Source organism: Bacteroides gallinarum DSM 18171 = JCM 13658, from assembly GCF_000374365.1.
In the GTDB taxonomy this organism is placed as follows: domain Bacteria; phylum Bacteroidota; class Bacteroidia; order Bacteroidales; family Bacteroidaceae; genus Bacteroides; species Bacteroides gallinarum.
Genome location: NZ_KB894128.1, coordinates 68,073 through 85,079, shown reverse-complemented (window position 1 = coordinate 85,079; position 17,007 = coordinate 68,073). Strand labels below are relative to the sequence as shown.

Here is a 17,007-nt window from a genome sequence, read left to right as displayed (position 1 = left end):
ATGAAAAACATCAGAACGCTTACTATCATTCTTTTTTCCGCATTGACATTTTCGGCTTGCAGCGCTCCCGACCCCGTAGAGCAAGACGGAACCATGCTTTGGCTCGCAAACGGACGAAGCTACGAAGATATACTTAACTCCGTGGTGACCAAGATAGACAGTAGTCTTGCCAAAGAAGAATACCATATTTATGATGCCGACGGCAAACGTTACATCAACGGAGGTTCCCGGTCGGCTATCCGTTACGGAGTATATGCCCTCCAAAGAGCAGAAGTCCTCGGTAAAGCAGATACCAATCTGGATATTCGTGAGAAACCATATTATGAATACCGTATCCTCAATCACTGGGACAATCTCGATGATACGGTAGAAAGAGGCTATGCCGGACTATCTATGTGGGAGTGGACGGCCAAAGAAATTCCAGCAGAAAGAATTCACCACTATGGTGAGCTATGCTCTTCTGTAGGATTAAACGGAGCTGTACTCAACAATGTCAATTCCAATCCGCTCATTCTCGACAAAGAACATATCGAAAGAGTTGCCCGGATTGCCGATATACTCAGAGAATACGGCATAACTACTTACTTGGCAATAAAATGGACAAGTCCTATCACCCTTGGCGGACTAAAATCAGGAGACCCTCTCAACCCTAAGGTACGTCAGTGGTGGAAAGACAAAGCATCAGAAATCTACGCAGCCATCCCCGATTTTGGCGGCTTCCTCGTAAAAGCAAATTCCGAAGGCCAGGCAGGTCCGCAAGATTATGGCAGAACCCATGCCGACGGTGCGAATATGCTTGCCGAGGCTGTCGCTCCCTATGGTGGAATTATCATGTGGAGAGCCTTTGTATACAATCCTACCAGTAACGACAGAGCCAATCAGGCCGTGGAAGAATTCAAACCTCTCGACGGGCAATTTGCAGATAACGTCATTATTCAAATTAAAAACGGCCCTATCGACTTTCAGCCACGTGAACCTTTCAGCCCTCTTTTCGGACAGTTATACAAAACCCCTATGATGATAGAGTTTCAAATCACCCAAGAATACCTCGGCTTCTCCAATCATCTGGTTTACCACGGTACTACCTATGAAGAATGTCTTGACAGCGACACTTACAGAGACGGAGAAGGAGCTACTGTAGCAAAAATGGTAAAAGGTATTGCAGGTGTTGCAAACACAGGCCAAGTATCTAATTTCTGCGGATACATTTTCGCCCAATCCAATTGGTATGCTTTCGGACGTCTTGCCTGGAATCCAACGTTAAGTGCCGAACAGATTGCAGACGAATGGGTACGCCAGACCTTTACCATACCCAAAGGAGTAAACGCCAAAACTTATGAACAAAAATTTCTCAGTCCTGTCAAAGATATAATGATGAGTTCCCGTGAAACAGCCGTAAATTACATGATGCCTCTCGGTTTCCACCACATATTCGGTGGTTCCCACTATGGTCCGGGCCCGTGGGAAAACAGCATAAGACCCGACTGGTCACCCGTATTCTATCACAAAGCAGATAAAGAAGGAGTCGGATTCGACCGTACCCGTAACGGCTCCGCCAACGTAGACCAATACCATGAGCCGCTTGCATCACGGTTCAACTCCCTTCAAACCTGCCCGGAAAATCTGCTTCTTTGGTTCCACCATATCCCATGGAACTATAAACTCTCTTCCGGAAGAGAACTTTGGGATGAAATTTGCCTTCACTATGACAAAGGAATCTCGCAGGTTGAGAAATACAAGAAAACTTGGACAAATCTCAAACCATACGTCAGCGAAACTATCTTCAATGAAGTAGCAGAAAAACTGGATATTCAAAAGAATGATGCTGAATGGTGGCGAGACGCTTGCGTAGGATATTTCCAGACTTTCTCCGGTAAAGAGCTTCCTGCTGAGGTGAAACCCTTAAAAACACCTATCGATTCACTAATAAACAGGAGAGTGAAATCCAATCGTTACGGTATGCCTTACCATGACGAAAACCACCGTCCGGTCATTATCAAAAAATCTATTTAAAAACACTTCACCCACGCTACAGAGTGACTTCTGTGCGTGGGTGATTTTTTCAATAACTTTTTATCTAAAATAAATCTGCCGGATTATTCCAATATTTCTTTGATAAAGTCCTTGGGCTGATAATCACGGTCGAACAGCAAAGCGTAATCTTTCCGACCACGTACTGGGAAATCGTTCTTCCAGGAATCACCGTCGCTAACACCCCAGGCAGTAACACGGCTCACGATATCGGAATGCTTGATAAAGAGATTGAGGAAACCCGACATACGCTCGTTCCATTGCCGGGAAATACTGTCGGGCAACGAATCGGGATAAGGGTTGAGCATCTGCTTGTAAGCCACCGTATCGGAGATATTGGCAGTACGGTTCAAGGTAGGAAGGGCACTCATATCCCACTCAGTTATCATTACCTTGACACCCGTAGAACCGAAAGCGAGCATGCTGGACTCGAAATCTTTCATGGAAGGATAGTCGAGACCCACATGACCCTGCATACCGACTGCATCCACACGCAACCCCTTAGACTTCATATCCCTAACCAGCTTCACCACGGCATCGCGTTTGCCGGGAGAATGCATGTTATAATCGTTGTAGTACAGTTCGGCATCGGGGTCGGCTTCGTGGGCGTACTGGAAAGCAAGGGGAATAAAATCCTCGCCCAATATTTCGTAGAACTTGCTCTTACGGTAAGAACCGTCTTCCAGAATAGCCTCGTTCACGACATCCCAACCCTTGATACGCCCTTTATAGCGGCTTACGATAGTCGTGATGTGCTCCTTCATCCGTTGTTTGAGGACTTCGGGCGAAACATTCTTGCCCTCCTTGTCTACACAAAACCACGGGGCGAGCTGCGAATGCCAGATAAGGCAATGCCCGATGATGTACATCCCGTTATCTTCGCCGAACTTAACGAATTCGTCTGCCTGACGGAAGTCATAACGGTCTTCCTCGGGATGAATAGTCTGGCACTTCATGCAGTTCTCGGCAACGATAGAGTTGAAATGCCTCTTTACAATCCGTACAGCGGCCGTGTCGATGCCGGACGACTGGCGGGTGTTCAAGGCTGCGCCGATAAGGAACTTGTCGCCCAGTACTCCTTTCAAGGAGGCTTCCGTCTCCGTTGCAACGCGGGAGGCACAAGAACTTAAAGCAAGGCCTGCCAGCAATACCAATAGTGTCTTTCTGTTTTTCATATCATTCTTCAATTATTGAAACTATATAAAATTAAAATGAATTATCACCAATTATCAGTTCGGAAAGGCGATGCCAATAGTCCCTCTTTATTACATAGATTAGCATCTTCCGGGTTATTACTCCAGGCATAACGTACCGCTACCGGATTATTTACAACCTTACTGCTCACAATAACTTTATTACCCCGTATCACGGCATCTGCCCATACAAACTCACGATTTTCACCGGCAATAGCGAAATGCTCCAACTTTTTCCCCCTACAAGCCAGTCCGCGACCTATTTCCGTAAAAGTCAGGATTATCTTATTCCTTTCCACCTTCATCTCCTTATACAGCGGACCGGAAGCGGTTACTTTTTCGCCATATGCAAGTTTACGTGCTCCCAGAAAGAGCCGTTGTGCCACAGTTTTCTTGTTTAACGGATGAATATCATTCCATTCACCCACATCATAAGTTACCGCCAAAGAAGTATGAGGAACATTCAACGCTATTTTTAATTGAGCCTCACGGATTCTCGCCCAGCCGCTATCGGAAGGGCTGCCATTCTTTTCCATAAAGTTAGGCAACTGTACCAATAAGAAAGGCATATCAGGCATTTCCCAAAGTTCTCTCCAATCCTTAATCAAGGCTTCCAGTAAAGAAGCATACGTTTGCGGACGACCGGCATTGCTTTCGCCCTGATACCAAATAACCCCTTTTACCCGATAATTACTAATCGGATAAATCATCCCGTTATAAAGCCCGGAACCGGCTTTAGTAAGATTCTTTAGTTTATCAGCATATTTTTCTACATCATCCTGGTTAATTCCCCTTTTATATTTCCATATACCGGCAAGATTCACTTCCGCATCATCTCCCACAATTTTATACTCCTTACCTTTGACAAAGCCACCGTTGGCTGAATTTGCCGTAAGTCTCACGGTTATCACATTCTCATCCTTCATCAGGACACCCGCCGGAATATCGTATTTACGGGGAGGATAGGTATATGAAGTAAAACCGACGAAAGTTCCGTTCACAAAAATGGAATCACTGTCAACCAGCGTTCCCATATAAAGACGGGCATGTTTTCCTACCATAGAATCGGGAACCCGAAAAGATTTTCTATACCATACAGTACCTTTTTCACGGATACCATTTTCCCACCAGTATCCCGGAACTTCCATTGTCGCCCAACTCGTATCATTCCAATCTGTCAAATGCCATTTACCAGCCCCTTTGTCCAGCTTTGCCAATTTCAGGCTATCCATAGCAGCCTTATCAAAAACCAAATCCGGAAACTCTACCAAATGTTCCTGACTCACCCAACTCTCTATAGCAGAACCGCCCAGGCTGGATACCAGCATCCCTATGGGTACCTTGTATTTATTATACGCCTCTTGAGCAAAAAAATAAGCCAATGACGTCCAGTTCAGTACATCGGAAGCTGTAGCAGAATGCCAACCGGCATTACCTGCAATCTCATCTTTCAACTCTCCTAACGAGTTCTGGGTAGGCACTTTGTAATGCCGTATCATGTGATTGTTCGACACATTGATTTCAGGAAACATATCCGTAAGACGTGCAATAGGAGTTTCCTGGTTGGACTGGCCGGAACAAAGCCACACATCACCCACTAAAACATCGCGAATCACGAGTTCATTCACTTCCAGAAGAAAAGGACCTCCAGCCTGTTGTGGCGGCAAAAGGACTTGCCAGTTACCATGTACATCGGTTTCCGTATCGTAATGTTTCCCCTGAAAACGTACGGTTATTTTCTCTCCGGGAGAAGCCCACCCCCATATTTTCAGTTCTGTATCACGCTGCAAAACCATTCTGTCACTCACCAAACGAGGAAGCCTGACTTTAGCCGAAAGCGGCAATGAAGCTGCGCAAGACCCCAAAACGAAACAAATAATTAAAAAAATTCTTTCCATACCATAGTAGATTTTCACTTCTTCAAAAATACGTAATCCACTCTACACAAACCGCCGAACATGTTACACATTATTCTATCAAGATTACAATATCATTTTCAATGTTACCTTTTCTTTTTTCCATGTAACAAGCCGCAAACAGACTGCCATATCACCCGCCCAAACAAAGGATTTCATCATATTGCAACTATAAACCGCTATCCCCAAACAACAATTCCCACTATCGGATTGCGATGTCGGAAATAACCGTAACCACTTCAAATGTCCTATCCAAAGAATTTTAAAAGCCACCAAAACAAGAAATACAAAGCATTACAACAAGCAATGTAACGTATAAGATAAAAGATGTAACATACAATAAGTTTTGTGATACATATTCCAAAACGAATTAAAAAGCAGTTGGCTACCTTTGTGAAGTTTCATATTAAACAGCTCATTCGAAAAATACATGACGAAATTTATTCTATTTTTAATTTTAAACTGTTTAGCCATTGGACATACCCTCGCCCAAAACAGCACCCTACAAAAACAAGGTACTGCCACCCAGCTTGTAGTAGACGGTGCCCCTTTCCTTATATTAGGAGGAGAGCTGGGCAATTCATCTGCTGCCTGTGTGCAGGATATCGAACATATTTTCCCGAAATTAGAAAGAATGGGGCTGAATACCGTATTGGTTCCGGCCTATTGGGATTTGATAGAACCCACCGAAGGCAGCTTCGACTTCACACTTACGGACAAAGTCCTGCAACAGGCACGCCGGAACAACCTGAAAGTCGTCTTTCTATGGTTCGGAGCGTGGAAAAACTCCATGAGCTGCTATGCTCCCCTATGGTTCAAAGAAAACTATAAGAGATTCCCGCGCGCGTACACCCGGAACGGGAAACCGCTCGAAATAGCCAGCGCCTTTTCCGAAGCCGTGTACGAAGCCGACCAACGCGCTTTTTCCAAATGGATGCAACACATAGCCGCCGCCGATAAAGAAGAAGGCACGGTAATCATGATACAAATAGAAAATGAAATAGGCATGCTGGAAGACGCCCGCGACTATTCGCGCGAAGCCAATAAAGCATTCAACGCCCCTGTACCGGAAGAATTCATGACCTACCTGCAAAAGAACAAGAAAACGCTCCACCCGCAGATGCTCAAAAAATGGGAAAGCCAAGGATGCAAGAAACAAGGCAACTGGCAGGAAGTATTCGGAGCGGACATCTATACTGACGAAATCTTCATGGCATGGCACTATGCCAAATACGTAGAGCGGCTGGCACAGACAGCCCGTTCTATTTATAATGTCCCGTTATACGTCAATGCCGCAATGAACAGCCGTGGACGCAAACCGGGCGAATACCCCTCGGCCGGCCCGTTGGCGCATCTAATCGACGTATGGCATTGCGGAGCACCCAGCATCGATATGCTTGCACCCGACTTGTACGATAACGGGTTCATTGACTGGACAGCACAATACAAACTACACAATAATCCCCTTTTCATTCCGGAAATCGGCTTGACAGACAACAATGGCGTCAGGGCATTTTATATCTTCGGCGAACACGATGCTATCGGCATCAGCCCGTTCTCCATAGAAAACGGTTCGGACTCTCCCGGTTCGCCTCTGGTTCAAAGCTATGCCAAGCTGAAAGAGCTGATGCCTTTACTCACCAAATACCAAGGCAAAGGCGTGATGAAAGGGCTGCTTTTCGACGGAAAGAACAAAGAACGCATCATCACAGACGATGACCTGACCATAACAGCCCGCCATTTCTTCACACTCCCCTGGGACCCGCGTGCAACGGACGGCAGCCCATGGCCTGAAGGAGGTGGCATCCTGCTGAAACTCTCCGAAAACGAATACATCGTGGCAGGCAACGGCATCGTTCTGGAATTTGCCAAAACATCGGAAAAACAAGCCTCCGAAGCCCGTAAATTACTGGGAGAGGACGGATTCGCCTTGAAAAACGGCCAGCAGGCAGAAGCGAAACATGACGATAAATTCAAAGGAATGCGTTGTGGTATCGGATATGTAGACGAAGTGGAAGTAGATAAAGAAGGAAAACTCCGTTATATCCGCCGGCTCAATGGAGACCAAGACCACCAGGGACGCCACGTGCGCATCTCCGTAGGAGACTTCAAGATATTGCATGTACGGCTGTACGAATATCGGTAAGCGCACAACATATTCAGTTGGATTTATCAATACAAAGAATACAATATGAAAAGTTTGGTTTATGATAGAATTAGGTTAGGAGTAGCAGTGCTGCTTTGCCTTTGCACTTCCCTACGGGCAGATGCAAAGGTAAAGCTGCCTGCTTTAATTTCAGACGGAATGGTACTCCAACGCGAGCAACCCGTCAAAGTATGGGGTACGGCAGATGTAGGAGAAAACATCACCGTAACATTACAGAAGAAAAGCTATCATGCCACCGCCGATGCCGGCGGGCGCTGGAGCATCACCTTACCGCCGCAGAAAGCAGGCGGTCCTTACCGGATGCAAATCAACGACATCGAACTGAACGACCTATTGATAGGCGATGTATGGCTCTGCTCGGGACAATCCAACATGGAACTGCCCGTAAGACGGGTAACGGATATGTTCGCCCAAGAAATCCGCAGTTACGACAACGATAAAATCCGCCACATCATCGTACCCAAAGAATACGACTTCCACGCACCGCAAGAAGACTTGTCCGCTACGGGCTGGAAACCGCTGACACAAGAAAATGTAATGGATTTCTCGGCACTTGCCTACTTCTTCGCCAAAGAAATGTACGAAAAGACCGGCATACCCGTAGGCATCATCAACTCCAGTTGGGGCGGTACTCCCGTAGAAGCATGGATAAGCGAAGAAGGCCTGGAAGAATTTCCCCTGTACATCAACGCCAAACGCCAGTATGAGGACGACGCCTATTGCGCCCGTATCAAGCAAGTAGAAGGAGAAAGTTTCCGCCGCTGGAACTCGGCACTCTACCGCGGCGATGCAGGACTGCACGAACCGACTCCCTGGTATGCCCCCGACTATGACGACCGCAACTGGCAAACGGTAAACATGTTCTCGCGCACATGGGGAAACAACGGGCTGAACCCGATTGGCGGTTCGCACTGGCTGCGCCAGGACATAGAAGCACCCCAGTCATTTGCAGGCAAAGAAGCCACCTTGCGCCTGGGCTGCATCGTCGATGCCGACTCCGTATATGTAAACGGAGTATTCGTCGGAACCACCGGCTATCAGTACCCACCCCGCATCTACCGCATACCCGCCGGCGTATTGAAATCCGGGAAAAACAATATCACCGTACGCATCATCAGCAACGGAGGACAACCGAGCTTCGTACAGGAAAAGCCATATAAAATTATCTGCGGTAACGAAGAAATCACCTTGAAACAAGAATGGAAATACCGCCTGGGAGCTCCTATGCCACCGTCTCCAAGCATGATGTTCTTCTGTTACCAGCCGGTATGCCTATACAATGCCATGATAGCCCCGCTGCGTAACTATTCCGTACGAGGCGTATTATGGTATCAGGGCGAATCGAACGTATCGCGCCGGAATGAATACACCTCCCTCCTGACCGCCATGATTGCCGACTGGCGCCGTACATTCGACCAGCCGGAACTCCCCTTCTACATCGTAGAGCTTGCCGACTTCCTGTCTAAAGACGACATCGGCGGCCGGAAAGCCTGGGCGGAAATGAGGCAGGCACAAGCGAAGGCGGCGGCAGCCAACTCCAACACCTATCTTATACGCAACAGCGACTTAGGAGAATGGAACGACATACACCCGCTCGACAAAAAGACCCTGGGCAAACGCGCCGCCGAAAGTGTACTGAACAGCATAAAGAAATAGTACACGGACTTTTGATATGATTAAACCTATAAAGAATGAATAGAATGAACACACTTAACCAAAAAGTGTCCATGGCCGAAAAACTCGGCTATAGCCTCGGAGACTGCTCTGCGAACTTCGTGTTCCAGATGATGATGATTTACCAGACCAAATTCTACACCGATGTATTCGGCCTGGAAGGAGCCATTGCCGGAAGCGTAATGTTGCTGGCGCGTATCGTAGATGCCTTTGTAGACCCTACGGTGGGTATCCTGTCCGACCGTACAAAATCCAAATGGGGTAAATATCGCCCGTGGGTGCTCTGGACAGCTTTGCCGTTCATGGTGTTCTACATTCTGGCATTCTATAATCCGGGCATCGAAGACAAAGGACTCGTAGCCGTATATGCCACCATTTCCTATACCCTGCTGATGACCCTGTACTCATTCAACAACACCCCTTACGCTTCGTTGGGCGGTGTAATGACGAGCGACATCAAAGAGCGCAACAGCATTACCAGCATCCGCTTCGTCGCCGCCACTATCGCACAGTTCATCGTACAAGGACTCACCCTCCCGCTGGTCAGCAAGTTTGCCGGCGAGTCGGGCGACAAAGGACACGGGTGGCTCTGCACGATTTCGCTGTTTGCCGTTATCGGCCTGGTATTCCTATTCATCACCTTCTTCTCCGCCCGCGAGCGCATCACACCGCCGGCCAGCCAAAAGACCGATACCAAGCAAGACATCAAAGACGTTTTCAAGAACATACCCTGGCGTGCCATGTTCGTCCTGACACTGTTCATCTTCACGACCCTCGCCATGTGGGGGAGCGCCATGAACTACTACTTCGAGAACTACGTAGACGCCGATGCGCTCTACGCATTCCTCAATAAATTAGGCCTGGTGGCTACCGAGGCCGGAGACGGAATAGGCTATACCCTGCTGAACGCCTTCGGGCTCATAGTAAGCAGCCCGGACAAGGCATACGAAGTAGGCTTCGGCGTATTCAACATGCTGGGAGCATTAGTCCAGTTCTTCGGCGTAATCCTGCTTTCCAGCTTCCTGGCCAACCGCTACGGAAAGAAGCGCGTATTCATCATATGCCTGGCGCTGACCGCACTGTTCACAGCCTTTTTCTATTTCCCCAACGAAACAGACGTGGAAACGATGTTCGTGCTGAACTTCCTCAAAAGCCTTGCATACGCCCCGACAGTACCCCTGCTTTGGGCTATGATTGCCGACGTAGCCGACCACTCGGAATACGTTAACTACCGCCGTGCCACAGGCTTCATCTTTGCCGGTGTCGTTTTCGCCCTCAAAGCAGGCTTAGGCATCGGCGGCGCCATACTGGGCTTCCTCCTTTCCGGTTTCGGCTATGTATCGGGAGCAGGTACGGCACAAACAGCCTCCGCCATACACGGCATCGTACTTTCGTCCAGCCTGATACCCGCTGCGACATTCTTTATAGGAGTCATTGCGCTCTACTTCTACCCTATCACCAAAGAATACAACGAACGCATGCAGGCGGCGTTGAAAGAGCGCAGGAGTAAAGCAGATTATTAAAACAGTAAAACAGAGCAAACCATGAAACTGAAATACATACCCTTATTCATTACAGCCGCTATCCTGGCCGCATGCAGCAGCGAAAAGAAAGCGGCGGCCGAACCTTCCCTCAAAGAAGCGTTCGGCGATAAATTCCTCGTAGGAGTAGCACTGAATACCCGGCAAGTAGCAGGAAAAGACAGTGCCGCAACGAAAATCATAAAGCACCACTTCAACTCTATCGTTGCCGAGGACTGCATGAAAAGCATGAACATTCACCCCGAAGAAAACAGATACGACTTCGCCGCCGCCGATTCCATAGTGGTATACGGCGAAAGAAACGGAATGGCAGTCATCGGCCATTGCCTGGTGTGGCATTCGCAGCTCGCCCCGTGGTTCTGCGTAGACAAGGACGGCAAGAACGTTTCGCCCGAAGTCCTCAAACAACGGCTGAAAGACCACATCACCACTATCGTAAGCCGCTATAAAGGCCGCATCAAAGGCTGGGACGTAGTGAACGAGGCGATAGAAGCCGACGGCTCCTACCGCAAAAGCAAGTTCTACGAAATCCTGGGCGAAGAATACATACCTCTCGCATTCCGCTACGCCCACGAAGCCGACCCCGATGCAGAGCTGTACTACAACGACTTCGGCATGCATCATCCGGGACGGCGCGACGGAGTGGTGAGACTGGTGAAATCACTGAAAGAAAAAGGCCTCCGCATAGATGCCGTAGGCTTGCAAGGCCATATGGGTATGGACTATCCCAGCGTGGAAGAATTTGAAAAGAGCATGCTCGCCTTCGCCGCTACCGGTGTAAAAGTGATGATTACCGAATGGGAAATGAGCGCACTGCCCACCATACACGACGGAGCCAACATCAGCGATACCGTTGTCTTCAAAGAAGCCATGAACCCCTATCCCGAAAGCCTGCCCGACTCCGTATCCAGAATCTGGAACGCCCGCATGAAAGCATTCTTCGACCTCTTCGTAAAACATGCCGACATCGTAGACCGCGTAACCGTCTGGGGAGTGAGCGACGGCGATTCGTGGAAAAACGACTTCCCCGTGAAAGGCCGCAAGGAATACCCCTTATTATTCGACCGCAACCACCGTCCCAAACCCTTCCTGCGCGAATTGCTGTCCCCCAAGACCGCCCGGTTCGACCCCTTCGTTTACTCGACCGGAAACGAAGAAACGGATGCCGGCAACTCCGTACAGAGCGACAGCGCAGCCGCCTCCTGCATCGCCAACCCCCTGCTCCCCGGTTGCTATCCCGACCCGAGCATCTGCCGCGTAGGAAACGACTACTACCTGGTGAACTCGTCATTCGCCTTCTACCCCGGAGTACCTATCTGGCACAGCACCGACCTCAAAGAGTGGAAACAACTGGGATACGTACTGAACCGCCCCTCACAGCTACCGCTGAAAGACGGTCTACGCATCAGCGGCGGTATCTATGCGCCGGATATCAAGTACAATCCGCATAACAAGCTCTTCTACATGATAACCACCGCCGTAGACGGTGGCGGTAACTTCTTCGTAACGACCGACGACCCTAAAAAAGGAGAATGGAGCGACCCCATATTCCTGCCCGAAGTAGGAGGGATAGACCCCGGTTTCCTGTTCGATAAAGACGGCAAAGCCTACATCGTAAACAACGACGCCCCTGCCGGCAAACCCGAATACAGCGGACACCGTGCTATCTGGATACGCGAGTTCGACTGGAAAAACAACCGTACCGTAGGAAAGCAAAAAGTAATTATAGACGGCGGTGTAGACAAATCGCAGCATCCCAGTTGGATAGAAGGCCCGCACCTCTACCACATAGACGATACCTACTACCTTATGGCGGCAGAAGGCGGTACGGGGCCCAACCACTGCGAAGTCATATTCTCGGCTTCCTCCCCGTTCGGGCCTTTCAAGCCTTGCAGCATCAACCCGATACTGACACAGCGCGACCTGCCGCAAGACCGTCCCGCTCCCGTAACCTGCACCGGCCATGCCGACCTGGTACAGACTCCCGCAGGAGACTGGTATGCCGTATTCCTTGCCGTACGTCCCTACCGCGACGGGCACGATGTCATGGGACGCGAAACCTTCCTGCTGCCCGTGAGCTGGAAAGACGGTCAACCCGTTATCCTGCCTGCCGGCGAAACCATTCGTTACACCGACCGCCCCCTTGCCCCTACTCCGCTTTGGACGGCAAACGGACTGGCCGATGAAGCATTCTTCATCCGCACCCCGCAAAGCACCTATTACGACATAACCAGCGACGGCCAACTAACGCTGACCGCCCGCAGCGTAAGAATCGGCGACCGCCGGCAACCCTCGGCAATCGGCCGCTGGATTACCGCCAACGAATTCTGTGCGCAGACAGCCGTGGGCTTCGCACCCACAGCCCCGGAAGATTTTGCCGGCATCATCCTGTTCCACAACGACGAATGCAACATCCGCTTCGGCAAAACCATGGACGGACAAGGTAACCCTTGCCTGAAACTGACAGCTTGCAGCGTAGGCAAACCCGCTACGGAAACAACTGTTCCCCTACAAGCATCCGATGCCGACAAGAAAGTCTACCTGAAAGTAACGGGTAAGGAAATGCAGGCGGCGGAAAAAGGCGTGTACTACACCTTCTCCTACTCTTTCAGCCCCAATCAAGACTGGAAACAAGCAGGCGAACCCGTCTCCGCCGATTTGCTCAGTACCCAGACAGCCGGTGGCTTCACGGGAACCATGACAGGCATATACGCCACGGGCGATTATGCCGAGTAAAAAGAGGGTAAAGAGAAAAAAGAGATAGGGAAAGGAAAGATAAGATAAGATAAGATAAGATAAGATAAGAGAAAAGAAGAGAAGAGAAGAGGAAGAAAGGAGAAGAAAAAGAAGAAAGAAAAGGAAGAGAAGAAAGGAAAGAAAAAAGAAAAACAATAACCCCAATTAAACAAATAACCGATTTATAACTAAATTCGCTTCACCATGAAAAAAGAAATGAGATACTTAGTTCCGGGAGATTACATGGCAGACCCTGCCGTACACGTTTTTAACGATAGAGTATATATCTACCCCAGCCACGACTGGGAAAGCGGCGTCGAAGAAAACGACAACGGCGACCACTTCAATATGAAAGACTATCACGTCTTCTCCACCGACGACATCATGCACGGTGAAATCAAAGACCACGGTGTAGTGCTCCGGGTGGAAGACATTCCCTGGGCAGGCCGCCAGTTATGGGACTGCGACGTCATTCCGAAAGACGGAAAGTACTACATGTACTTCCCGCTGAAAGACCAGAACGATATTTTCCGTATCGGCGTAGCTATCAGCGACAAGCCCGAAGGCCCGTTCGTTCCGCAAGCCAATCCGATGAAAGGCAGTTACAGCATCGACCCCGCAGTATTCGACGACGGAGACGGCAACCGCTACATCTACTTCGGCGGTCTGTGGGGCGGACAGTTGCAACGCTACCGCGACAACAAAGCATTGGAAAGTGCCGTCTTGCCCGAAGGCGACGAACCGGCACTGCCCTCCCGCGTAGCCAAGCTCAGCGAGGACATGCTGGAATTTGCAGAAGAACCGAAAGCCGTTATCATACTGGACGAAAACGGTAAACCGCTGACCGCGGGCGACACCGAACGCCGCTTCTTCGAGGCAAGCTGGATGCACAAGTACAACGGCAAGTACTACTTCTCCTACTCCACCGGCGATACGCACCGCCTATGCTATGCTATCGGTGACAACCCTTACGGCCCCTTCACCTACCAGGGCGTTATCCTAACCCCGGTGGTAGGCTGGACTACCCACCACGCCATTGCAGAGTACAAAGGCAAATGGTATCTGTTCCACCACGACTGCGTACCCTCCAACGGCAAGACATGGCTCCGCAGCCTGAAAGTCTGCGAACTGGAATACGATGCCGACGGCAAGATAATCACTATCGATGGACAATAACCCCTCATTGCATAGAACCATGAAACACAGAATCTTTTCGCTTTTCTGCGTCGCAATAGTATTCATAACCCAAATGGCTGCCGAGGACGGTAGCCATTTGTGGCTCCGGCTGCCTGCCGGCGCACAGGCACAAGTATCCGCACCCCGCTCCTCGCCTACGCTGGACATCGCCGTGAGCGAGTTGCAACAAGCATGGAAAGGCGCTCCCGTACAGCTAATCGTGAAGAAAGACAAACAGTTGCAGCCGGAAGGCTTCCGCATCCAGCGCAAGGACGGCCGCATCGTGCTCGCCTCTCCCACCGAAACCGGGCTGCTCTATGCCGCCTACCACCTGCTCAGGCTACAAGAAACCGGACGTTGCACAACCGGCTCACCGTTCTCGGCTCCCGATTTCCAACTCACGGAGAACCCCGCATACAGCCTGCGTATCCTCAACCACTGGGACAACCTAAACCGCACCGTAGAGCGCGGCTATGCAGGACAGTCGCTCTGGAACTGGGAAGAACTGCCCGATACCCTTTCCGGCAGGTACGAGGCATATGCCCGTGCCAATGCCTCTATCGGCATTAACGGTAAGGTGCTGAACAACGTAAACGCCTCTCCTAAGATACTCTCCGCCGGATACCTGCAAAAAGTAAAGGCGCTGGCAGACATATTCCGCCCGTACGGACTGCGTGTTTACCTCTCCGTAAACTTCGCCTCGCCCATGATATTGGACAGCCTGAGCACCGCCGACCCACTGGATAAGGAAGTTATCCGCTGGTGGAAAAACAAGGTCAAGGAAATCTACCGCATCATCCCCGACTTCGGCGGCTTCCTGGTGAAAGCCAACTCGGAAGGACAGCCCGGCCCCTGCGACTTCGGGCGTACCCATGCCGAAGGCGCCAACATGCTGGCAGACGCATTGAAGCCCTACAAAGGCATCGTTATGTGGCGCGCCTTCGTGTACAGCCCCTCCGATGCCGACCGTGCCAAGCAAGCATACCTGGAATTCAAACCCCTGGACGGACAATTCCGTAGCAACGTCATCGTCCAGGTAAAGAACGGACCGATAGACTTCCAGCCCCGCGAGCCGTACAGCCCGCTGTTCGGCGCCATGCAGCATACCCCCTTAATGGCGGAATTCCAGGTAACGCAAGAATACCTGGGACACTCCAACCACATAGCCTACCTGGCTCCGATGTGGAAAGAGTTCTTCGAGCTCGTACCGCCCGCTTCCTTAAAAGCGATAGCCGGCGTTGCCAACATAGGCACGGACACCAACTGGTGCGGACACACCTTTGCGCAAGCCAACTGGTATGCCTTCGGACGCCTGGCATGGCAACCCTCCTTATCATCGGAAGACATTGCCGGCGAATGGCTAGCACAGACTTTCCAGCCGCTCGGAAACGAAACCGGCTCCCGGCTGAAAAAGATGATGCTCGACAGCCGCGAAGCGGTAGTAAACTACATGATGCCCCTCGGCCTGCACCATATCTTTGCCTGGGGACACCACTACGGTCCCGAGCCGTGGTGTATCATTCCCGGTGCGCGTCCCGACTGGCTTCCGTCTTACTACCATAGAGCGGACAAGCAAGGAATAGGCTTCGACCGCAGCAGCAAGGGAAGCAATGCCGTTGCACAATACCCCGAAGCGCTGGCAAAGCAGTACGGTAACATCGACACCTGCCCCGAAGAATACCTGTTATGGTTCCACCACGTACCCTGGACTTACCGGATGAAGAACGGCCGTAACCTGTGGGACGAGCTTTGCTACCGCTACGACAGCGGTGTACGCCAGGTAAGGGAGTTCCAGAAAGTATGGGATGCCGCCGAAAAGTACATCGATGCGGAACGTTTCCGCGAAGTACAGTCGCACCTGAGGATACAAGCCCGCGACGCCGTATGGTGGAAAGACGCCTGCCTGCTCTACTTCCAGAAATTCTCAGGCATGCCCATACCCTACGACATCGAGCGGCCTGTACACAGCCTGAAAGATTTGCAGGAAGTGCACCTTCCTATCAGCAACTTCGAGTGTCCCACGGAAGAACTGCTGAACAGGAACAGATAAGATAAACCGCCCTCCGGGAAACATCCGCCAGGCTATCATGCGGAAGGATGCAGGATTCCGGCAGAAAACAGTTGCAGCGTGGCAGGCAGATGTGATAGACACCTTTTATCACACCTGCCTGTTACGCTGCATTCGTCCATAGGACAAGCATCCCCGGCACGCACGCCTGCCGGCATCAGCAGCAGGGGTAAATGCCGTCCTTCCGTATGATAACCGTTGTTCCGAATGGCGGAACAAAGTGTTCCAGCCCGAAAGAACAAAGTGTTCCAGCCTGAAAAAACAAAGTGTTCCGACCTATAAAAACAAAGTGTTCCATGCCGGAAAAACAAAGTGTTTCACCAGGGAGAACAAAGTGTTTCATATATAGAAAACAAAGTGTTCCAACGGGTAGAACACTTTGTTCCGACAAGCAAAACAGATAGTTTCACCCCATAGGAAAACACATCGTCCAACGGACGGGAAACCGCCGTTCCGGTACAAAAGCCCGCCGGGTGCACTATAAAACACAAAAATCGCGGTTATA

Annotated in this window: 10 protein-coding genes; 7 read left to right on the top strand and 3 right to left on the bottom strand. The window is 50.3% G+C overall.

What is annotated here, in order from left to right; translation table 11 throughout:
• Entirely contained in the window at window positions 1–2,013 is a 2,013-nt protein-coding gene (locus C233_RS0109605; protein ID WP_018667387.1) for an alpha-glucuronidase, read from the top strand.
• Between the two features lie 83 nt (window positions 2,014–2,096).
• On the opposite strand, the gene C233_RS22555 is transcribed toward C233_RS0109605, so the two are convergent.
• Together C233_RS22555 and C233_RS0109595 are read right to left on the bottom strand one after the other, a co-directional pair.
• Complete coding sequence (locus C233_RS22555; RefSeq protein ID WP_018667386.1) at window positions 2,097–3,206, bottom strand: endo-1,4-beta-xylanase; 1,110 nt, start codon at window positions 3,204–3,206, stop codon at window positions 2,097–2,099.
• Between the two features lie 44 nt (window positions 3,207–3,250).
• Entirely contained in the window at window positions 3,251–5,122 is a 1,872-nt protein-coding gene (locus tag C233_RS0109595; RefSeq protein WP_025068722.1) for a sialate O-acetylesterase, read from the bottom strand.
• A 448-nt stretch (window positions 5,123–5,570) separates the two neighbouring features.
• On the opposite strand from C233_RS0109595, the gene C233_RS0109590 reads away from it, so the two are divergent.
• From C233_RS0109590 to C233_RS0109565, 6 genes are all read left to right on the top strand, one after another.
• A complete protein-coding gene (locus C233_RS0109590) occupies window positions 5,571–7,286 on the top strand; it encodes a GH35 family beta-galactosidase (protein WP_025068721.1) in 1,716 nt (571 codons plus the stop codon).
• A 45-nt stretch (window positions 7,287–7,331) separates the two neighbouring features.
• Window positions 7,332–8,963 carry a sialate O-acetylesterase gene (locus C233_RS0109585; protein ID WP_026314813.1) on the top strand — a complete coding sequence of 544 codons (1,632 nt, stop codon included), beginning with the start codon at window positions 7,332–7,334 and terminating at the stop codon, window positions 8,961–8,963.
• A 44-nt stretch (window positions 8,964–9,007) separates the two neighbouring features.
• Entirely contained in the window at window positions 9,008–10,504 is a 1,497-nt protein-coding gene (locus tag C233_RS0109580) for an MFS transporter (RefSeq protein WP_025068720.1), read from the top strand.
• Window positions 10,505–10,525: 21 nt separating this feature from the next.
• Window positions 10,526–13,258, top strand: a complete 2,733-nt coding sequence (locus C233_RS25160) for an endo-1,4-beta-xylanase (RefSeq protein WP_018667381.1) — start codon at window positions 10,526–10,528, stop codon at window positions 13,256–13,258.
• Window positions 13,259–13,462: 204 nt separating this feature from the next.
• A complete protein-coding gene (locus C233_RS0109570) occupies window positions 13,463–14,434 on the top strand; it encodes a glycoside hydrolase family 43 protein (RefSeq protein ID WP_018667380.1) in 972 nt (323 codons plus the stop codon).
• Between the two features lie 73 nt (window positions 14,435–14,507).
• The gene (locus C233_RS0109565; RefSeq protein WP_241217469.1) at window positions 14,508–16,484 is read left to right on the top strand and encodes an alpha-glucuronidase; all 1,977 of its coding nucleotides are present in this window, start codon (window positions 14,508–14,510) and stop codon (window positions 16,482–16,484) included.
• A 35-nt stretch (window positions 16,485–16,519) separates the two neighbouring features.
• Here the strand turns inward: C233_RS0109565 and C233_RS24500 are convergent, their stop codons facing one another.
• The gene (locus C233_RS24500) at window positions 16,520–16,744 is read right to left on the bottom strand and encodes a hypothetical protein (RefSeq protein WP_128081900.1); all 225 of its coding nucleotides are present in this window, start codon (window positions 16,742–16,744) and stop codon (window positions 16,520–16,522) included.
• Window positions 16,745–17,007: the final 263 nt, after the last annotated feature.